This window comes from Pseudomonas ovata (assembly GCF_003131185.1).
Taxonomy (GTDB): domain Bacteria; phylum Pseudomonadota; class Gammaproteobacteria; order Pseudomonadales; family Pseudomonadaceae; genus Aquipseudomonas; species Aquipseudomonas ovata.
Genome location: NZ_QFFU01000033.1, coordinates 1 through 20,706, shown reverse-complemented (window position 1 = coordinate 20,706; position 20,706 = coordinate 1). Strand labels below are relative to the sequence as shown.

The following is a 20,706-nucleotide window of genomic DNA, read 5'->3' as shown; positions in this document are numbered from 1 at the left end:
CTTCCAGGCACCACCTCAGGGTGGTCTCCTGGCAGGCCAATCCTTGAAACATGGTGGTCTCGCACAGCTATAGGGCAGCGCGATAAAAACGTGCACCCGTTTGCCGAAGGTCTTGGCTCTTTGCGGCTGCATTGTTAACAATTACACTGCAACCCGGCTTCAACCGCCCAGACTTTCCTATCCAAGAGCATCGTCCATGGCCAGTCACGTCATTCGTGAAGTGCAACGCATCTATAACGCGATTTACGATGCAATCGTCGAGCAGCGCCTGCCGCCCGGTACGCGCCTGACCGAACTCAATCTGGTCGAGGTTTTCCAGGCCAACCGCAACCACATTCGCAGCGCTTTGCGCGAACTGGCCCACCTCAAGCTGGTACGCCTGGAAATGAATCGTGGCGCCTTCGTTGAAGAACCCACGCCGCAGCAGGCCCGCGAAGTGTTCGCCGCCCGCCAGGTGATCGAAAAAGCCCTGATCGAAGAAGCCTGCAAGCGCATGCAGGCCCTCGACCGCCGGGCCATCAAAGCGCACCTCAAAGCCGAGCTGGCACTTGGGCACGAACCGGCCAGGCCCGAATTCATCCGGCTGTCAGGTGATTTCCATCGCTTGCTGGCCCGCATTGCCGGTAACAGCACCCTGGGCGAAATGCTCGAAGGCCTGATTGCCCGCAGCTCGCTGATCATCGCCCTGTATGAGAATCACAGCGGCATCCAGTGCTCGCACAACGAGCACGAAGCCCTGGCCACGGCGCTGTTGGAAGGGAATGTTCAGCAGGCGACGCAGCGCATGGAGGAGCACTTGCTCAATATCGAACAGCGCTTGCGCCTGGCGCCTGCGCAAAACGAGGACGTTGATCTGTTCAAGGTGTTTGCACAGTCGTCTTAACGTGTATCCGTGTGCTCAATCAAAGCCAAGATCGTGTGGACTGCTGCTTGCCAGGAAGAAAAATCAGCAAGGTGGCGTGCTGCCGATTGATGTCACCTGAAACCATCAAGCCAACCATCTTGTACGATGTCTTATCACAAGGTATTACTACGTCTCTCAAAAAAACAAGACCAAGGAGACCGCTACATGAACTCATTCCTGTCCGCCGCGCCTGCAGACCTTGACCAGGCCGAGGGCAATACCCGACGCAACTTTCTCAAGAAGTCCCTCGCCGTTTCCGCGACCCTGGCGACTGTTGGCAGCGCTGCCCTGCCTCGACTCTCCGAGGCGGCCGAGCCCTTGAGTCAACGCTACCCGGATCCGCTGATTCAGGTCCTCGACGACAGCTTCCTGGAGTTGCGTGTCTTTAACGCCAGTGTTGAAAAACTGGCCACCGGCATGCGTTGGGCCGAAGGACCGGTCTGGGTCGGCGATGGCCGCTATTTGCTGGTCAGCGACATCCCCAACAATCGCATCATGCGCTGGGACGAAATCACCGACACCTTCTCGGTGTACCGCGAACACGCCAACTTCTCCAATGGCATGTGCCGGGATCGCCAAGGGCGCCTGATCGTCTGCGAAGGCTCGACCACAACCCGTGAAGGCCGCCGCATCACACGCACCGAATACAATGGCGCGATCACCGTGCTGGCCGACAGCTTCGACGGCAAGCCCTTCAACTCGCCCAACGATGTCGTCTGCAAAAAAGACGGATCCATCTGGTTCACTGACCCACCCTTCCAGACCGGCAACAACTACGAAGGCCACAAAATCACCCCCGTCCAACCTCACGCGGTTTACCGCATCGACGGCGAGACCCAGAAAGTCACCCGGGTCATCGACGACCTCAATGGTCCTAACGGGCTGTGTTTTTCACTCGATGAAAAAACGCTGTTTGTCGTCGAAGGTCGTGCCAAGCCCAATCGATTGATCTGGGCGATCACTGTGAAAGACGACGGCACACTGGGCGAACGTCGCAAGCACATCGAGGGGCTGGACTACGCGGCGATCGACGGCATCAAGTGCGACGAAGCGGGCAACATCTGGTGCGGCTGGGGTGGCAATGGCGATGCCAGGGCCGACCTGGAAAAACTCGATGGCGTGCGCGTGTTCAATCCGCAGGGCAAAGCCATCGGGCATATCTCGCTGCCAGAACGCTGCGCGAACCTGTGCTTTGGGGGGCGCGAAGGGAATCGGCTGTTCATGGCCAGCAGCCACTCGGTTTATTCACTGTTTGTGAATACGCGTGGGGCGACGTTGGCGGTGTAAGAACCGCGTGTCTTTTACGATCGTTTGTCATCGGACGCAAAGCCTGGCTGTTCAGCGATACCGTCAACGGCGCCACCGCCAGCGCTAAAATCTACAGCCTGGTCGAGACCGTCAAGGTCAACGGCCAGGTCCGTGAGAGGGTCAAACATGCCAGATTGATCCAGAAAACAAAGGTGGCGATTTACGTCTGTGAACCGCACAGCCCCTGGCAGCGCGGTAGCAATGAGAACATCAATCGCCCGGGGGTGCCTCTAAAAACGTAGGCGAGGCAGTCAGCGCAAGGCAAAAACAGGCGAAGAAGCGGAGTTTACGCGTTGTAAATGAGCATTCTGAGCCTGTTTTTAACGCAGCGATGACAACGCAGGTAGTTTTTAGAGGTGCTCCCCGGCTTTATGAGTCCATATCAGGCTCGAAAATGCCCCGCTTCATATAAAACTTAACCCATATGACACTGCAGAGGGTAATGAACGAAAGCATGCCGCCAGTAATCGCATAAACCGAAGTCGTCAATTCCGGCGAGGGGGAATTATTGATAGCCACGTACAGGATGGCGACAATGGCAAAGAGTTGCGGTACCGGGAAGAACGGAGAGCGATAAGGACGTGCGTGATCCGGCATCCGCTTACGCAAGACAATCACATTCAGGTGTGCAATCAAGTAAGCAACAAGATAACTGGTGCTGGCCGCGATCACAAAGAGTATGATCGAGTCAATATCAAGCAATAAATAAGGAATAAGTATCGAACCACTAAGTACTGCGGTGGCTACCCAAGGCACATTATAACGATTCACCTTTTTGAACATCGGGAGCAACTGCCCTTGCTCGGCCATCCCATGCATCATTCTTGGAACAGCTGCCAATATGGTATTGACAGAACTCGAGGTCGCCGCCAGTGCAACGACGGCTGTAATCACCAAGCCAGTAGAGCTACCAAAGACAGCCATGATAAAGTCAACGTAGGGCATCTTGGCACTTAGCAAGGTTTCAGAGTCCATGTAAAAGGTTATACCATAGCCAAACCCGACGAACAGGAAAAATATTACAAACAAGGAAAGGTGCATGGACCGGGGAATATTTTTATGCGGCTCCTTGACCTCGCTGATTAACGAGCAAATGTATTCGATGCCGACAAAACACCACATTGACAGTGCAATGAATCCGATAAAACCGAAATCAGTCACGCGGGCAAAACCCCAATCGACGGGTGTACCCGCTAACGCTGGATGGGGTTGTACGGCTCCCATGATAGCCACACATGACACCAGCGCGATTGTACTCACCATGACCAGAACGAGCAGATTTTGTATTCGCGCAAATACGTCTGTCCCCATTAAATTAGTCAGGGTAAGCCCGACCAGGATAAGCAGCGATATTGTCTTGTCCGGCACGAAGCCGGGCAGCAGTTTGGCCAGGATGATATCAATCATAAACATCTCAACCGGCACCGCCAGCACGGAGACCACAATGTAACCGGCAAAAACGGCAACAATAGCCGGCACATGACCTATTGCCTTCTGGGTATAGGTAGCCAGTGTTCCTTTTTGAGGAAACATCAGAGAAAGTTCGGCAAAACTCATCGCATTACATTGTGAAATTGCCAGCGCCGCTACCATGGCAGCCAGAAACGTCATGGCACCAAAACCAACGCCCTGTGCCGTCGATATCATGGCGCCTTGAGCAACAACCAAGCCGATACAGATTGACATCATCGTAAGCAATCCGAACTTCTTGGCGCGTTTCGGATTCGCACTGGCGGCCGTGAGAGTGGCGCTGGATATATTCTTGGATTCGCTCATGTGTAGGGTCCATTTATTTTTATTTAAGGGCCAATACTCGATTACTTCAGAGGCGATCAAACCGGTATGGAGCGGGGTCAACGAGTGGCGTCATATTGGATACGAGGTCTGCTGCCAGTTGCCCGGCAGCGGGGCCGGTACCAAAACCATGACCTGAGAAGCCAGTGGCAATCGTCAGCCCGGGAATGGACTGAATATGGTCAATGACAGGGTTTGAGTCTGGGGTTATATCAATCTGCCCCGCCCACACTTCGGAAATACTTGCGTTTTCAAAAATCGGCCAGGCCTTGCGAAGGTTGCTCAAGGCTTCCTGGATAAGGCTTTCATTGACAGACGGGTCGAGTGTTCGAACGCACTCAAACGGTGAGGTTTGGTCTGCACGCCAGCGGCGCTTGAGGGCAAGGTCCTGGAGGAAAGGCTTGCCTAAAGAAACGCGTAAAAAGGAACCTTGTCCACGAAGCAGACTGAGGTACCGGTGACCAATTAATAAGTGATCCAAGGTGAGTTTAGCGTCCAAGGCCGCGCGCTGGGTAATGATGTAACCACCATCCCTGTGTTTTCGAAATGAAAAATCAGGGCCTCCAACGGCAATATCAGTTGGCCCCTCCATTGGGGCAGTCCGAAGCACCGAGCATATGAGAGGAAGCGTTGGGTAACTCACTCCAGCATTACCCAGAAAGCGGCGCGACCAAGCGCCACCGGCTAATAACACTTGATCACAGCGAATCTCACCGTGCTCGGTCACAACACCGCTAACTTTCCCACCCGTCGTTGAGAGCGTTCTAACGGCACAGTTCTGAATCAATACAGCGCCTTTTTCGATGGCCGCTTGTGCAAGCGCAGAGGTGGCCAGATGGGGCTCTGCCTTGCCGTCTGAAGGTGTGTAGAGAGCCCCCGCCCACTCACCTTTGCCTCTGGGCACACGCTCATTAACCTCGCGTGCACCAAGCACTTTGGAGTCCAAGGATAAAGACTCCACAGACTTCAACCAGTTTTCCTGTAATGCCAGATGCTCTTGATTTGCTGCAAGAAACATAATACCGGATTGCTGATAACCCACCTCGCGACCCACACGCTCAGGTAGACCTGCCCATAGGCGATCTGCCGCCAGAGCTAATGGCACATCATCAGCGTGCCGATTAGTCTTGCGTACCCATCCCAGATTTCGCGAGGATTGTTCGCCAGCGATATGGCCTTTTTCCAACAGGACAACGGGGATATTCCGCTCGGCCAAGGTCAATGCCGCTGTCACACCAATAATGCCACCTCCGATAATGACGACTGTGGTGGAGGTTGGTAACTGATCAGCAGTCCTCACGGACTCGAGAGTTTTCGTCATGACAATTTCCTGAGGTGCCTGCGAGAGTATCTGACACGCTCAACGGTCGTTACTCTGGCTTCACGCTGACTTTATTTAAAGTTGATGCACCACGGTACGCTGTAACTTCCACCCTCTCCTTTTGTATTCGACTGAGGCCACGGGTGGGTATGTAATCGCAGTGGCCGGACTGATGCCCTTGAATAGTCTTTAACGAAGGACAGGCTCCTCCCATAGATTCAGTTTGACCCCAATGTCTTTTTCAAGCGCCTTGCGGTAGACCATTGTCGCCCAAGCCACGTCCTCAACGGGCATACCGCCCACAGACAAAATGATGATTTCTTCATCATTTTGTCGCCCGGGTGTCATGCCAGCACAGATGTCACCCAGGTCCTCCAGCGCCTCGCGGGAAAGTTTCCCTTCGCCGACCATGTCCATAAATCGCATACCCACTAACGGGATCAGGTTATGGGCCGGCTTAGGCAGCTCTGCATACCAGGCATCGTAAAGTCCTGTGTTATCAAGCACTTTTCGTATATCTGCCTGTTCCATACCGTCGTCCAGGCGACAAAAGGCAGGCATCGCAAGGAAAGCACCCGGCTTGACCCACTCGCGTTTCACCAAGGGATACGTCGATGGATCGCCGACATCACCGGAGTTACAGTAAGTCACGATGTCAGCACCGCGCACCACGTCTTCAATCGTATCGACCACATTGACATTTCTGATGTGAGGAAAGACTTCATTAACCCACTCAACAAACCTGTTTAGGTTTTTTTCTCCGCGGCCTTTGATGTTGAGGGTGTCAATTTCGGGGCATGTCGACATAAAAGCAGTCACGGATGTTTTACCCATGACACCCGGCCCTAATAAGCCAATAACTTTTGAATTCTTTCGCCCCAAGTGACGAGCGCCTACGCCAGGAACCGCCCCGGTTCGATAGGCTGACAACAGATTGGCTGACATATAAGCCAGTGGAGCACCGGTATCGACATCGTTTAAAATGAACGTCAAAATTGAACGTGGCAAACCCTTATCGCGGTTCGCGATGTTAGAGCCGTACCATTTCACACCGCAGGTCTGGAAGTCGCCACCCAAGTAGGCGGGCATCGCCATTAAGCGACGATCCGGTGTAGGCTTCGGCATGCCGGGAAAGGGCGAATCGGCGGGAAATGTAATCTGTGAGCCATGAGAATCATTATTCGCACCGCCCATGCGATAATCACCTTGCTGGAGCAGAATAAACATGCGCTCCATGGTGTTCACGCATTCAGCCATGTCCATCACTCCGGCTTTGATCATGTCCTGCTCGGAGAGATAAATGAAATCGATCTTGGCATCATGCTTTGACATCGCGCTTACCCACATTGTTGTTATGTTGTATTTGGTCGTAACTGACCATCGACTCGGCTTTTCTTCCAGGCTGAGACCTGATGAATTATGTGTTTTTAGCCAACCCCTGCTCTGCCTCACAGCGTTACATATCCCACACGCGCTAATCGAGACCGGCTTGTCATCCACGCGTTCAAAAATGCAAATTGCACATCCCGTTTCGCGGTGCACTTGCTCATACTAGGCAAGTACCAATTCAGATAAGGCTGACAGGCGCCTTCGCACCACGCGGTCATTCGGCTCACATAATCAAATCAAAGCCTTCTCCATCACGACCCGATCCATCCTGCTCAAGAAAGGCCCCCTAACGGACCTGATTGATTTTTCCGGCGCAGGACGATACCAGGTTGCCCTGGCGAGCTTACTGTCTTAAACAATCCTAACGTCATAATTTGCTGGAATATTGAATTTTTACGACATTAGATCGGTCATGCCCAAGGCTTCAGCCTGCGTAGCATTGCTGGCTTGATCCCCCATCTCGCTTTCAAGCAGCAGCCGACAGCTGCGCCGTAATCGAGATGCCTCTGATGGTTACTAGGCCATCCTGGTCCAACAGCAGGTGCAGGCCCGCCACCAAGTGTGTCGACTGATGAGAAAGCGATTGCCGGTTAACGAGCGCTTCAAACGCCGGGGCATTGCACGAGGAAAAGCAATCTGATCAAGGGTAAGGCCAACGCCTCCTCTGTAGTCACGTTGGTGGAGCGAACCAGTGGCTACCTGAGGCTGGTGACAATAAATGATGCGATGGCAACCATTGGTGATCGAGGGTTTCAGTGCAACGCTCAATGGCCTATCGCTGACAGCGCTTCAACTTCCAATGCCCAATCGACGTTATTGGGAAAGGGATGTAGAGCGCCATGGCCATACGGAATGATGCTCCAGCGTCACTTTAATAACCAGGTTGCACTCATCGCCTGCAACAAGAAATCATTCACACTTCCCCCCTGCAAAATTATATTCAAGCTGATCAAAAAAACGATACACAGTAGCGGCGACTTCTTTAGATTTTAATTCCATCAACGGTATTCCGCCTCCCTCTATTTCTGCGCAGGACACGAAGCATGAATTGCAATAAGCATCCACGACTATCTGAGTCCGGGCGTATGTTACGGGGTCATCGGTAGCGGCCAGAACCAACACGGGCGCCTTGACAAGGCCAATTCGACTCTCCATGTCATATCTTGCAACCGCAAGATGCCCCTCTAAAGGAGTTACCCCCGGAGCCAGCGCATCCCGAATAAATCGATTTAACACATCAGGGTGCCCGAATGGGTATAGATTCAAACGTTTCCGCCAAAGCTCCATCAGGTGTGAGCCATCCTCTCTGGTCTCGGCTACATCTACGTCGAGTGCCGCCATGGCCTCTCGAAACGCGGCATCAACAACATCACCAGCAGACAGAACTACAGCGGTCACACGCGCTGGAGCGATAGCCGCCACCTCTGAAGCGACAAACATACCAGTGTGATGCCCAACAATAGAAAATCGCTCTATATTTAATGCATCCACCAGTGCCAACACACCTTGCGCATATTGTTCAACCGTCTGTGGCGCGGAAAACTTTGCAGACTGCCCAAAACCGTACATGTCCATAGCGATGGTCCGCCAACGAGATGCTAACAGCGGTTGGACTTCAGCGAATTCATCCAATGAGCGCGGTGTTTGATGCAATAAAATCATCGCATCACCTGCACCGCACTCTGCGTAATGAAGTTGACCCAGGTCCGTATCAATATAATTAAACACGCGCCTGTCAGTAACGCCCTGAACAGAATAAGAATTTGAACCCGCCACATCATTAATCGTTTTCATGTTGAGATCTCCTAAACCCGAGTCGGCTCTTCCAAACAATGCTTCGCCCGTTTAAAATTTTCCACGGCTGGCTGCTGCCTGCAGCACAATCACTCAATTATTTCTGAAAATCCGCTGTAATTGATGCATCACTCTGAATAGACCCCCTGCCCCGGACACGATATAGACCTTGAACAAGATGCACTGCACGGGTGCATGAGCACTCACCCTGGATTCTCGACCCGGCCCTCGGCCTCTCCACCTTGAGCATGGCTCTGTTACAAAACACCCCACCTGGAGAGCCTTTTGTTGGTGCTGCGATGTATCACCACCTGCCAGATAACCTTCCCATCCTCATTTTCTGGACACTTTTCCAAGCCAGCAGGCCTGACGGCCGCCTCCGCACCCTATGACAATGCGGCTCGCCTCAAGGCAATCAAGCCCTTCTAGAGCGGCACTTGACCGAGCCTGATCAAGAACAACTCTTTAAGAATCTGTTTGCGCTTGCCGGAGTACACGGCATCGACGAAGATGACCTGCCTCACCGGAGGATCAGCATTCGGACGCCTGATTTCTTGCCAAAATCAGGCAGTTTTGAGTTCCCCCTTAGTGGCTAAGCTCAGGCACTGTAGCGATTTTTCGGTTTGGACAAACCTAGAGCGCTGATATTGTTAAGTATTGAATTTTTACGACATTTGCAAATTTTATAACCCATGAATATGGCACGACACCTGCATGGATTCAGGTGATGGTTTTCACAAGCAGGTGCAGGTTATGTCAGTCTCTTTATTGGCTTCTCCCTATTTAAGCATGCACTCCCACCAACCCTGGTTTGTGTTGCAAGCCGCTAAAGCATTTTCAGTTTCGATATCGGACAGCCCTTTAATTTCACATTTTTACAGTTTTGAAACACCCTCATTCTCGCCCTTCATGCTGTCGGTTCCGGACGGCTGTATTGATATACTATTTGACTGTGATGACACCCATCCTTCAGTGAGCGTACACGGAACAATGCTGCAAGCCGGTTCCGTGGAGTTTTGCAAGGGGCGCCGCTATGTTGGCGTGCGATTTTCACCTGGCGTTATTCCTGATTTTTTAAATCTTTCTGCCGAGGAATTAATTGAAGGCTCTTTCGACCTTCTTGATGTTAGTGTGAATGCCGAACGTGTATTTGAACAGGTCGTGCGCGAGAAAAATTTTGTCACGCAACTCACTTTTCTCAAGCATTTTCTCTTGACGAATACCGCGCCGCGAAAATCATTAAAGCTGACGCTTCCAGTGGTCAATATGATTTGCCAAGCCCAAGGTAATATTGGCATCAAACGTCTGGAGTCGCTCACTGGCTACACCATTAGAACTTTACAGCGCTCATTTCAAAATGACCTGGGAATGACACCAAAAATGTTCTGTCGAATCATTCGCTGTCAGTCTGCGATTTATAAAATTCATCATAATGATATTGGGTTTAGCGATTTAGCAGTTGACTTGGGATTCAGTGATCAACCTCATTTCTTAAGGGAATTCAAACACCTGGTCAGCGCAACGCCGCTGGACTATAAAAACCGTATCCTGAAGGAAGACTTTGTGAGCAGAATGCAGTTCTATTAAAGCCATCTGCTTCGTGTTAATGACTCGGCTCTATTATGAGAGCCCGTGCTCTTAATCAAGCGTCGATCAAATTCGCCGCGCCACCCAGAAAACAGTTCGTGTGCAGGATATGCACCATGGAGAAGGCCGCGGCCGTCTTGCCGAGCAGGTTGAACGGGGCGTTGGAGAGGATCAGCGACAGGTTGGGAATGCACGTGCGGCTGACGATCTGCTCCAACCGCGTTTCGTTGTGCGCGATCAGTTCGAAGATGCCGCCAGGCGCTTCATGGTCGAGACGGTAGAACGACGACAGGGACGGCTGGGTGTCGAGGTCGATCAGCAGGGTTCGGATGTTTGCGTCGGCGCAGAACGCGCCCAGATTGGCCGTGACCGTGGTTTTGCCCGGCCCGCCCTTGGTTGAAACGATGGATACGGTTTTCATGATGCACGCCTCTAAATCGAGTGATTAGAGACGGCGATGAAACGTCAAGGCAGGTGATAGGACTTTGTAAGCAGATGTAAAAAAACAAGGCCTTGCGCTACTCTCATTCCGAGGACCAAATGACGTACAGGCTGTCATTTGGTCTCATTTTCGGTGAAAGCTGCGCAAGACCTTGATTTACATCTATAAAATCTGGCTCCACGACCTGGACTCGAACCAGGGACCCAGTGATTAACAGTCACTTGCTCTACCAACTGAGCTATCGCGGAATGAGGGCTATCTTACTGATTTAAATACGGTAGTCAAGCACCGCCCCTAAAAAAACCGAAAAAAACCCAGGCGAATCAACGACCTCAGGTTTCATCGGTCATGGCAGGTGGCGTAGTGTGTTCAAAGCCGTCTTTCCAACCCATCACAGTGAGGTGAGTTCATGCCACAGGGTAATCGTCTTGACTCCTTGTTCCCCAACGCCGACCAGATTCCTGACATCTGGCGCCCGGGCCCTGCCATCGAGCAGCGCGAGTATCTGGTCGATGGCCTTCTGGAGTCCTGGCCAGGCGCCCTGGCCCCGGTGCGCAGCCCGATCAGCTTGCGCCATGGAGACACGCTGGAGCCGGTGATACTGGGCAGTACGCCGCTGATGGACGCCGAGACCGCAATGACCGCCCTGGATGCGGCCGTGCGGGCCTATGACCGTGGCCAGGGTGCCTGGCCGACACTGCGGGTGGTCGAGCGTATCCAGCACGTCGAGACGTTCCTCAAGCGCATGCGCGAGCAGCGCGAGGCGGTCGTCAAGCTGTTGATGTGGGAGATCGGCAAGAACCTCAAGGACTCCGAAAAGGAGTTCGACCGCACCTGCGACTACATCGTCGACACCATCAATGCCCTCAAGGAGCTGGACCGGCGCTCCAGCCGTTTCGAGCTGGAACAGGACACCCTGGGCCAGATCCGCCGTGTACCGCTGGGCGTGACCTTGTGCATGGGGCCGTACAACTACCCGCTCAACGAAACCTTCACGACGCTGATTCCGGCGCTGATCATGGGCAACACCGTGGTGTTCAAGCCGGCCAAGTTCGGCGTGCTGCTGATTCGACCGTTGCTCGAAGCCTTCCGCGACAGCTTTCCGGCCGGTGTGATCAACGTGATCTACGGCCGTGGCCGCGAGACGGTCAGTGCCCTGATGGCCACCGGCAAGATCGATGTGTTTGCCTTCATCGGCACCAACAAGGCCGCCAGTGACCTGAAGAAACTGCACCCCCGCCCGCACCGCCTGCGTGCCGCCCTGGGCCTGGATGCCAAGAACCCTGGCATCGTGCTGCCGGATGTCGACCTGGACAATGCCGTCAGCGAGTCGGTCACCGGCGCCCTGTCGTTCAATGGCCAGCGCTGCACGGCGCTGAAGATCCTGTTCGTGCATGAGGAGGTGGTCGAGCCGTTCCTGGAAAAATTCCAGGCCCGGCTGGCACAGCTCAAGCCCGGCATGCCGTGGGAGCCAGGGGTGTCGCTGACGCCGCTGCCGGAACCGGGCAAGACCGATTACCTGCAAGGCCTGGTGGCCGATGCCGTGGAAAAAGGCGCTCGCGTGGTCAATGAAGGCGGCGCAGAGGTACTGGAGAACTTCTTCTACCCGGCCGTGCTGTACCCGGTGACCGCCGACATGCGCGTCTATCACGAGGAACAGTTTGGCCCTGTGGTGCCGGTGGTGGCCTACCGTGACCTGCAGACGGTCATCGACTACGTGCTGGACTCCGACTTTGGCCAGCAACTGAGTATTTTCGGCAACGATTCGGCGCAGGTAGGCCGGCTGGTGGACGCCTTTGCCAATCAGGTCGGGCGCATCAATATCAATGCCCAGTGCCAGCGCGGCCCGGACCAGTATCCGTTCAACGGGCGCAAGAACTCCGCTGAAGGCACCCTTTCGGTCCACGATGCGCTACGGGTGTTTTCGATCCGGACCCTGGTGGCCACCAAGTTCCAGGAAGGCAACAAGGCGCTGATCAGCGAGATCATTCGTAATCGCGAGTCGAGCTTTTTGACCACTGATTATATTTTCTGAGTGAGACGGCAACACCGGCGCCCGGCGGGTGGCCGCCGGTGTTGCCGGTCAGAATCCGTAGAGCTGCGCCGGATTGTCCACCAGGATCTGCTTGATCAGCGCATCATCGTTATCGGTCCAGTCGAACAGCATCTCCAGCAGGTCGGCATCATTGGGCATCGGCACCGGTATGCACGGGTGCGGCCAGTCACTGGCCCACAGCACCCGCTGCGGATTGGCCGCAATAAGCGCCCTGGCATACGGGGTCACGTCATCGTAGGGAAGATCGTTGCAGGCCGTGAAGCGATAAGCCCCGGAGAGCTTCACCCAGGCACGTCCCTCCTCCAGCAAACGTACAAGGTCCATGAAGCCCGGATGCTCAAGCCCGGTGCTGGTCGGCATATGACCCATATGATCGATCACCACATCGACCGGCAGGCTTTTCACGGTTTCATACAGGTCAGCGAACTCGGTGATGTCGATCAGCAGTTGCAGATGCCAGCCGAGCACGGCCACCTTTTCGGCCAGGGCAGCGACATCCGATACCTCCACGCCACTCTTGAAGATCAGGTTCACCCGCACGCCTCGCACGCCCAGCCGGTGCATCTCCTGCAGCACGCCAGGATCGGCATCGGCGTCGATCACCACCACGCCACGAAAATCGCTGCCCGCCTCTTTCAGTGCAGTCAGGGTGGTGGTGTTGTCCGCACCGTACACGCTTGGCTGCACGATCACGCCGCGGCTCAGGCCCAGCGTCTGCTGCACCTTGCGAAAGGCCTGCAGCGAGGCCGGCGGTGGCGTGTACGAGCGATGCGGTGTGAAGGGCTGGCCGTGCTCGTCACCGAACACATGGAAATGACAGTCACAGGCCCCGGCAGGTAATGCCCGAGGCAGGGTCCGCGGCGCCGGATCAGGGCCTGGGCACTGCGGGGCATAGGTCTCGCCCAGCGAACTCATGCGCGTGACTTCCCAGCCTTGCAGGCCGCGCAAACCGTTGCGCTCGGCCGAGTTGATGATCTGCTGCCAGGTCGCGCGCCGGGCAAGGTCAGGATCGCCCAGCTTGATGGCATCGAAGACAGCCTGGTGCTCGGCCAGCAGCACCTCGCCCAGGTCCCTGGCGCTGACCAGGCGACGCTCGAGCGAAGCCGCCTCGAACACATGGCCGCACAGAAAAATAATGAAGTTGCGGAAATACTCGTTGCCGGTGGCATCGGCAATGGCGCGCTTGAACTGCAGGCTGTGCTCGACAATGGACTCGGCGCTGTGGATTCCGGCGCGCAGGGTGTCGAGGGCGGCCGCAATACTGGCCAACTGGCTGAGCGATCGACGCCTGGCGGCCATGCTCGCCGCCGCCACCTCCAGGTCCAGGCGCAGCTCGTACAGTTGACGCAGTTTGGACGTGTCGCCCAGTTCTTCCTGGGTGATGCGAAACGTGCTCTGGCTCGATTGCGTGGCGACGAAAGCGCCCAGTCCCTGACGACTGATCACCAGCCCTGAGGACTTGAGCCGGGCCACCGCTTCACGCACGACATTGCGACTGACCGCAAAGGATTCGGCCAGGCGGGTCTCGGTCGGGATACGGTCGCCGGGGCGCAATCGACCGTCGCGAATCTCACCTTCCAGGTAGCGGGAGATCTCGATTGAAAAATGGTCGCGTCGGCCAATGGCTTTTATAGTCATGCTGCTCTGTCATCGAAAGTCGGGGCGCCCGTTGCCAAACCGCAGGCCCCAGACGCCCACGGATCGTACGATGCGTGGGCGTTACTTTAACAAAGAGCCGTGCGATCAGTGCAACTGCTTGCCCTTGGTTTCCGGCAGGAAGCAGGTGACCAGCAACACCAGGCAATACGCACCGCCGGCAAACATGGCAATGGCCGTGCCCAGGCTGTACTTGGCACTGATATAGCCCACCAGCCCCGGGAACAGCGCGCCAACGGCCCGACCAAAGTTATAGGAAAACGCCTGGCCGTTGGCCCGCACCGCCGATGGATACAGCTCGGTCAGAAACGCCCCCATGCCGCTGTAGATGCCCGAAGCGGTGAAGCCCAGCGGGAAGCCCAGGATCAGCATTTGCGTATTGGTCAGTTCCAGCTGCATGTAGCAGAACACGCTGATGGCCGACAACACCGCGAAAATAATGAAGTTAGGACGCCGCCCCAGCCGGTCGGCCAGGAAAGCCCCGCACACGTAGCCGCAGAACGATCCCAGGATCACCACCATCAGGTAGCTGCCGGTGCCGAACACCGACAGTCCCTTTTCCAGCTTCAGGTAGGTCGGCAGCCACGTGGTAATCGCGTAGTAACCGCCCTGCACGCCCATGCACAACAGCGCCGACAGCAAGGTGACGCGTAGCAGCGACGGCGAGAAGATATGCCAGAACGGCACCGACTCACCCGACTCGCGCTGCTGTTTCTGGGTATTCTGGAAGACTTCCGGCTCTGGCACATATTTGCGGATGTACAGCACCAGCAGCGCCGGCACGACACCGATCCAGAACAACGAGCGCCACGCCAGGTCTTCGGGCAATACGCTGAAGGCTACGGTATAGAGCAATGCTGCCCCGCCCCAACCCACGGCCCAGCCGCTCTGCACGATGCCCACGGCCTTGCCGCGATGCTGGGCGCGCACCATCTCGCCGATCAGCACCGAGCCTACGGCCCACTCGCCGCCAAAGCCCAGCCCCTGCAGGGCGCGAAGGACGAACAGTTGCTCGAAGTTCTGCGCGAAGCCGATCAGCACCGTACAGATCGAGAACCACAGGATGCTGATCTGCAACAGACGCACCCGTCCATAGCGGTCGGCCAGGATCCCCGCGCCCCAGCCGCCAATGGCGGAAAACAGCAAGGTCACGGTACTCAGCAGCCCGACCGAGCCCTTGTCGATGTTCCACAAGGTCATCAACGAGGCGATGACAAAGGTGAAGACCATGAAGTCCAGGGCATCCAGCGCCCACCCGCCGAAAGCGGAATAGAACGTGCGTTTTTCAACCGTACTCAGTTCGCTGAACCAACTCATTATTATTCTCCGCGCCGCCCGCTCGTCATTGGCGAACGGCCACTTTTATTGTTATCGGAAGTCGTAGAGGGCGGCCGGGTTATCGACCAGGATTTGTTTGCGTTGATGCTCACCGGGCGCCCACAGCGGCAGCCGGTTCAGCAAGGCACCCGTATCAGGCGTGCTCTGCAAGGCCACATGGGGCCAGTCGCTGCCCCATACCATTCGCTCGGGCGCCACCTCGATCAATGCCTGTGCCAAGGCATCGGCGTCGGCATAGTCGGGTGGCGCATCACTCAGCCGGTAAATGCCCGACAGCTTGACCCACCAGCCACGCTCGGCCACGTTGCGGCGTAGCAACGCAAAGCCCGGCTCCCGAACACCCAGGCGGGCGGGAAAATGCCCCAGATGATCAATGACTACAGGGCACGGCAACCTGGCCATGCGCGCCTGCAACGTTTCCAGGTGCCGGACATCGATCAGAAACTGCACATGCCAGCCGAACTCGGCGACCCGGGCAGCCAGGCGCTCCATCAGGTCCAGGTCCACGCCACCACGAAACAACACATTGATGCGCACCCCGCGCACCCCGTGATGATGCATGTGCTCAAGCACCGCATCGCTGACCTGGTCGTCGACCACAGCGACACCGCGCAAGCAGGCCTGATGACGTTCCAATACCTCCAGCATGTAGCGGTTATCGGTGCCGTAGATGCTCGGCTGGACCAACACACCGCGCTGCATGCCCATGGCGTGCAGCATCTGCAGGTACGCCTGTTCAGGGGCCGGTGCCGGGGTGTAGCTGCGGTCGGCCACGAATGGGTAGCGAATGTGATCGGCGCTGATCACATGGGCATGGGTATCGCAGGCTCCAGGCAGAAGCCTGAAGGATGGCGCTTTCAATGACGGCTTGGGCGCTGCGCACAGTGGCGGCAATTCGGCACTGTCAGGGGGATGAGACATAAGTCCTCTTCTGGAGGGTCCATCACGCTTCAAGCGCTGAACCGCTGTTCTTGCAGTTGTTGGTTGTTGGTTGTCCAACAAGTTGAAACAGAGGATGAATGGCCTGCCAAAGAATGTCAATCCTTGCGCCAACCGAGACGTGCACCTTGCCTGTTCAGGCGGTTACAAAGCCCGTACGCGCTCCCTGATCCGGGCAGGGAGGCGCCGGGTTACGCAACGCTCGATTAATGGGCACCGCTAATGGCTCAATAACCTCGAGCGCGTGACAATGTCGAGGCCGGAGCCGGGTCGATCAACAAGCCCTCAACCTGCGCCGTCAGCGCCCGTTGAGCGACCAGCCGCCCCATGACCCGCTCGACAATTTCCATCCTGGCCACCGCCGCCTCGCGCAGGCTTTGCATCGACTGCAAGGCTTGATCCGATTGCGCCAGACCGCTGCGGGCCGAGGCACCCAGTTGATCAATACCGCCACGTGCTTCATCGGCGGTGCGCTCCAGGCTTTGCGCGATCTGATGGATCTGCGCGCTGGAGTCGGTCACACGGCGTGACAGGTGACGTACCTCATCGGCCACCACGGCAAAGCCGCGACCATGCTCGCCCGCGCGGGCGGCTTCGATGGCGGCGTTCAAGGCCAGCAGATTGGTCTGCCGGGCAATGTCCTGGATGCTACCGACCAGTGCGCTGATCTGCACCGACTGACCACCGAGCTCGTCGAACGAATGCGCCAGTTGGCCCATGGAGCGGTCCAGCTCACCGAGGATTCGGGCCGAGGCCTGAATGCTCTCGGCACTGGCGCTGACCTTGCCGCCCGCCTCGCGCGCCATCTGGTTGGCCAGGCGCATGTCCTGTTCGGTGTCGCCGATGGCCAGGGTCAGTTCGGCCAGGCCGCTGTGCAATCGCGGGTCGAGCGGCAGTGGCTCGGGCGCACGCGCCGCCTCGACCAGCAGCGCAGGCGGTGGTGGCAAAGACTCGACCGGAATGTCGACCCGCACCTCGACCGTGCGGACCTTGTCGAAGTGATACAGCCAGCCGGCCGCCAGCAGCGCAAGGATGCTGATCGACAGGCCGATTGTGCGGGCGTCGGGGTAGACAGCGGCCATGAGGCAAGCCAGCAGTGCACTGGCCTGGACCAGTGCGGCAAGACGCAGACGTATGTTGGGTGTGTGCATGAGTGGTCTCGTTATTGTTATTGGACGGTGAAACGCAAAAAACCGGACCGGCCTGTAAAGGCGGGCCCGGAGGGACACAGTGCATCGGTGCCGTGATCAGGCGTCCTGCAAGGCCCGTGGCCGGGCGCTGCGCTGCTCGGCCTCGGACACCACGGCTTTCTGTAACTGGAAGTCGAATTTCAACTCGGCGTAGCGGCCTTCGATGCCGCGCGCGCCATCCTCCAGAAAGACCACCTCACCCACCAGGCCATCACGGGTGGCGTAGGCAAAGTCGTCCCAGAGGTATTTCTCGCCCGACAGGTTGATCTGCGTGGTCAGGTGTCGATGGCCAGGTGCCGAGATGAAAAAGTGCACATGTGCCGGACGCTGGCCGTGGCGGCCGAGCAGGTCCAGGCACGCCTGGGTCGGGCCTTGCGGATCGCAGCCGTAGCCGGACGGCACGATGGAGCGCGCGCGGTAACGGCCCTGCGCATCAGTGACGATGCGCCGGCGCAGGTTGTAGGGCGACTGGCTCGAATCGAAGAACGAATAGGTGCCCTGGGTGTTGGCTTGCCACAGGTCGACGATTGCGCCCGCCAGCGGCTTGCCATCCGGGTCGAACACCTGCCCCTCCAGAAACATGACCGTGGCCACGCCGTTTTCAGCGCCGTCATCCAGGCGGGCTTCGCCCTGACTGAGCGGCGCGCCGGCGACATACAGCGGGCCTTCGATGGTGCGCGGGGTGCCGCCGGTCAAGCCGGTCTGCGCGTCCTTGGCGTCCTGCAACAGGTCGAGGAAATGCTCGATGCCAAGGCCTGCAACCAGCAGGCCGGCCTCGTTGCGACCTCCCAGGCGGTTGAGGTAATCGACGGTTTTCCAGAACTCGTCTTCGGTAATGTCCAGGTCCTCGATGAGGCTCGCCAGTTCCTGCAACACCCGCAGCACGATGCTTTTTACCCGAGGACTGCCGTCATCGTTACCAAGGCCGGCCGCTTCTTCGAAGAATGCCTGCAGCGCCGGGGTATGGGAAATCTTCACGGTCATGGTCTTCACCTGTCTTGTTCTTGTGGAGCGTTGTGATAGCGGCCGTTACGCCAATGGCTCAACCCAGGTCGCCACCGCCGACCGGCAGGGTCACGCCCGTGATATAGGCCGCTTCATCAGAGGCCAGGAACAGGATCGGGCCGACCTGCTCATCAATGGTGCCGTAGCGTTTCATCGGGCTGCTGTGCAGGGTCTGGTCGACGATCTGCTGATACCAGACTTTCTCGTCCGGACTCTGCTCGGCACTGTTGCGCGGGATGCGCCGTGGCGGTGCCTCGGTGCCGCCAGGGGCGGTGGCGTTGACGCGAATGCCACGCTCGGCATTTTCGAAGGCCAGGCAGGCGGTCAAGGCATTCACACCGCCCTTTGCCGCGCCGTAGGGCACCCGATTGATGCTGCGGGTGGCAATCGACGACACGTTGACGATGGCCCCCTTGCCCTGCTTGATCATCCACGGCAAGGCCGCATGACAGCACCACAGGGTCGGGAACAGCGAGCGGCGCACCTCGGCTTCGATCTCATGCTCGGCATAGTGCTCGAAAGGCTTGGCCCAGATCGTGCCGCCGACGTTGTTGATCAGCACGTCCAGGCGCCCGAAGCGCTCGACGGCGGCGGCCATGACCCGGCTGCAGTCGGCGTACTGTTCAAGGTCGGCCGTCAGCGCCAGCACCCGCTCGTCACCCAATGCACCGCTGACCTCAAAGACCAGTTCGGAACGGTCGACGGCCACGACCTGCGCGCCTTCCTGCACCAGACGTTCGGCCACGCTGCGGCCGATACCTTGCGCGGCCCCCGTCACCACGACCACCTTGCCTGCAAATCTCGTACTCATGACAACCTCGTTGTAGAAGGATGGAAATCAGGCCGCGCTGGCCGCGAATTTCTCGAAGTAGAAGTTGCTCGGTGTCAGGCCCTGGTCACGCATGTAGGCGCTGACCGCCTCGACCATTGGCGGCGGGCCACACAGGTAGATGTCCACGTCGCCGTCGTTGAGATGACCCGGCTCGATGTGCTGGGTGACATAGCCCTTGTGCGGATGAGCGCTGTCGGGGCTGGCCACGCAGGCGCGCCAGGTGAAACCGGGAATCTGTGCCGCAAAGGCTTCAAGTTTTTCCAGCTCGACCAGGTCGAAGTCGTGGGTGACCCCGTAGATCAGGTGCACCGGGTGGGCACTGCCCTGCCCGGCGATTTTTTCCAGCATCGCGGTGAATGGCGCAAGGCCGGTGCCGCCGGCCAGCAGCAGCAACGGTCGCTTGATCTCACGCAGGTAAAAGCTGCCCAGGGGACCGGCCAGGCGAATGGCATCACCAACCCTGGCCGCCTCGGTCAGGTAACGGCTCATCAGGCCGCCCGGCACGTTACGCACCAGAAAGCTGACTTCGCCGCCCTTTTGCAGCGAGCTGAACGAATAAGCGCGGGTCTGCTCGCTGCCGGGTATCTGCAGGTTGACGTACTGGCCCGGCAGGAATGCCAGGCGAGCCAGCGCGTCGCCCTTGATCGACAGCGCAATCGTGCTGGCAGACAGCGGGCGAACGTCACTGACAACGGCATCGAAGCTCGCTTGCCGGGTCTTGCACACATCCGATGAAGCCGGCACGCGCACCACGCAATCGCTGGCGGCGCGCATCTGGCAGGTCAGCACATAACCTTGTTCGGCCTCTTCCTCGGTCAGGGCATCCTCGATGTATTCCTGGCCCAGGTCGTAGGTGCCGGCCTCGGCAAAGCACTTGCAGGTGCCGCAGGCACCGTCGCGGCAGTCCAGCGGAATATTGATGCCCTGGCGATAAGCCGCGTCGGCGACGGTTTCGCTGCCAGTGGCCTCGATAAAACGGGTCACCCCGTCTTCGAAATTGAGCGCGATATGAAAGCTCATGGGTGCACCTTCAGATGTGATAGACGTCGATGACCTGACGCACATAGTCGTTCTTGAGCACCACCTTCTTGGCCTTGATCAGCGGCTGTTCGCCACGGATGTCCAGGGTGTAGAAGCTGGTGCCGAAGTGG

At 57.2% G+C, this 20,706-nt stretch carries 14 protein-coding genes, 1 tRNA gene and 5 pseudogenes; 6 read left to right on the top strand and 14 right to left on the bottom strand.

Annotated elements, in window-relative coordinates:
* The first annotated feature begins 196 nt into the window (after window positions 1-196).
* From DGA31_RS27250 to DGA31_RS30590, 3 genes and pseudogenes are all read left to right on the top strand, one after another.
* A complete protein-coding gene (locus DGA31_RS27250; RefSeq protein WP_109514627.1) occupies window positions 197-883 on the top strand; it encodes a GntR family transcriptional regulator in 687 nt (228 codons plus the stop codon).
* Window positions 884-1,069: 186 nt separating this feature from the next.
* Window positions 1,070-2,191, top strand: a complete 1,122-nt coding sequence (locus DGA31_RS27245; RefSeq protein WP_109514626.1) for an SMP-30/gluconolactonase/LRE family protein — start codon at window positions 1,070-1,072, stop codon at window positions 2,189-2,191.
* Between the two features lie 125 nt (window positions 2,192-2,316).
* Window positions 2,317-2,427: pseudogene (locus DGA31_RS30590) on the top strand (IS30 family transposase); the annotation flags it as partial.
* Between the two features lie 154 nt (window positions 2,428-2,581).
* Here the strand turns inward: DGA31_RS30590 and DGA31_RS27235 are convergent.
* From DGA31_RS27235 to DGA31_RS27225, 3 genes are all read right to left on the bottom strand, one after another.
* Window positions 2,582-3,988 carry an APC family permease gene (locus DGA31_RS27235; protein WP_109514625.1) on the bottom strand — a complete coding sequence of 469 codons (1,407 nt, stop codon included), beginning with the start codon at window positions 3,986-3,988 and terminating at the stop codon, window positions 2,582-2,584.
* Window positions 3,989-4,034: 46 nt separating this feature from the next.
* A complete protein-coding gene (locus DGA31_RS27230; protein WP_109514624.1) occupies window positions 4,035-5,327 on the bottom strand; it encodes an NAD(P)/FAD-dependent oxidoreductase in 1,293 nt (430 codons plus the stop codon).
* Window positions 5,328-5,516: 189 nt separating this feature from the next.
* Window positions 5,517-6,659, bottom strand: coding sequence for an ornithine cyclodeaminase family protein (locus DGA31_RS27225; RefSeq protein WP_109514623.1), 1,143 nt, complete (start codon window positions 6,657-6,659; stop codon window positions 5,517-5,519).
* 462 nt (window positions 6,660-7,121) lie between these two features.
* On the opposite strand from DGA31_RS27225, the pseudogene DGA31_RS27220 reads away from it, so the two are divergent.
* Window positions 7,122-7,497, top strand: a pseudogene (locus DGA31_RS27220) (hypothetical protein); the annotation flags it as partial.
* A gap of 128 nt (window positions 7,498-7,625) precedes the next feature.
* Here DGA31_RS27220 and DGA31_RS27215 read toward each other — a convergent pair.
* A complete protein-coding gene (locus tag DGA31_RS27215) occupies window positions 7,626-8,510 on the bottom strand; it encodes an alpha/beta fold hydrolase (RefSeq protein WP_109514622.1) in 885 nt (294 codons plus the stop codon).
* A gap of 714 nt (window positions 8,511-9,224) precedes the next feature.
* Here DGA31_RS27215 and DGA31_RS27210 point away from each other — a divergent pair.
* Window positions 9,225-10,097: an AraC family transcriptional regulator gene (locus DGA31_RS27210; RefSeq protein WP_241509663.1), complete on the top strand. Its 873-nt coding sequence runs from the start codon at window positions 9,225-9,227 to the stop codon at window positions 10,095-10,097.
* 142 nt (window positions 10,098-10,239) lie between these two features.
* Here the strand turns inward: DGA31_RS27210 and DGA31_RS27205 are convergent.
* A pseudogene (locus tag DGA31_RS27205) lies at window positions 10,240-10,518 on the bottom strand (ParA family protein); the annotation flags it as partial.
* A 193-nt stretch (window positions 10,519-10,711) separates the two neighbouring features.
* Window positions 10,712-10,787 (bottom strand) — tRNA-Asn (locus DGA31_RS27200).
* 161 nt (window positions 10,788-10,948) lie between these two features.
* On the opposite strand from DGA31_RS27200, the gene DGA31_RS27195 reads away from it, so the two are divergent.
* Complete coding sequence (locus tag DGA31_RS27195) at window positions 10,949-12,574, top strand: NADP-dependent glyceraldehyde-3-phosphate dehydrogenase (RefSeq protein ID WP_109514620.1); 1,626 nt, start codon at window positions 10,949-10,951, stop codon at window positions 12,572-12,574.
* Between the two features lie 48 nt (window positions 12,575-12,622).
* On the opposite strand, the gene DGA31_RS27190 is transcribed toward DGA31_RS27195, so the two are convergent.
* From DGA31_RS27190 to DGA31_RS27155, 8 genes and pseudogenes are all read right to left on the bottom strand, one after another.
* Window positions 12,623-14,233 carry an amidohydrolase family protein gene (locus tag DGA31_RS27190; RefSeq protein WP_109514619.1) on the bottom strand — a complete coding sequence of 537 codons (1,611 nt, stop codon included), beginning with the start codon at window positions 14,231-14,233 and terminating at the stop codon, window positions 12,623-12,625.
* A 105-nt stretch (window positions 14,234-14,338) separates the two neighbouring features.
* The gene (locus tag DGA31_RS27185; RefSeq protein ID WP_056837650.1) at window positions 14,339-15,568 is read right to left on the bottom strand and encodes an MFS transporter; all 1,230 of its coding nucleotides are present in this window, start codon (window positions 15,566-15,568) and stop codon (window positions 14,339-14,341) included.
* Window positions 15,569-15,619: 51 nt separating this feature from the next.
* Window positions 15,620-16,510: an amidohydrolase family protein gene (locus DGA31_RS27180; protein ID WP_109514618.1), complete on the bottom strand. Its 891-nt coding sequence runs from the start codon at window positions 16,508-16,510 to the stop codon at window positions 15,620-15,622.
* Between the two features lie 245 nt (window positions 16,511-16,755).
* Window positions 16,756-17,205: pseudogene (locus tag DGA31_RS30970) on the bottom strand (methyl-accepting chemotaxis protein); the annotation flags it as partial.
* A 570-nt stretch (window positions 17,206-17,775) separates the two neighbouring features.
* Window positions 17,776-18,702 carry a catechol 1,2-dioxygenase gene (gene catA, locus DGA31_RS27170; RefSeq protein ID WP_109514653.1) on the bottom strand — a complete coding sequence of 309 codons (927 nt, stop codon included), beginning with the start codon at window positions 18,700-18,702 and terminating at the stop codon, window positions 17,776-17,778.
* Between the two features lie 58 nt (window positions 18,703-18,760).
* Window positions 18,761-19,534 carry a 1,6-dihydroxycyclohexa-2,4-diene-1-carboxylate dehydrogenase gene (locus DGA31_RS27165; RefSeq protein ID WP_109514617.1) on the bottom strand — a complete coding sequence of 258 codons (774 nt, stop codon included), beginning with the start codon at window positions 19,532-19,534 and terminating at the stop codon, window positions 18,761-18,763.
* 27 nt (window positions 19,535-19,561) lie between these two features.
* Window positions 19,562-20,575 (bottom strand): benzoate 1,2-dioxygenase electron transfer component BenC, encoded by a 1,014-nt coding sequence (benC, locus tag DGA31_RS27160; RefSeq protein WP_109514616.1) that lies wholly within the window; start codon window positions 20,573-20,575, stop codon window positions 19,562-19,564.
* 10 nt (window positions 20,576-20,585) lie between these two features.
* Window positions 20,586-20,706 (bottom strand): annotated as a pseudogene (locus DGA31_RS27155) (benzoate 1,2-dioxygenase small subunit); the annotation flags it as partial.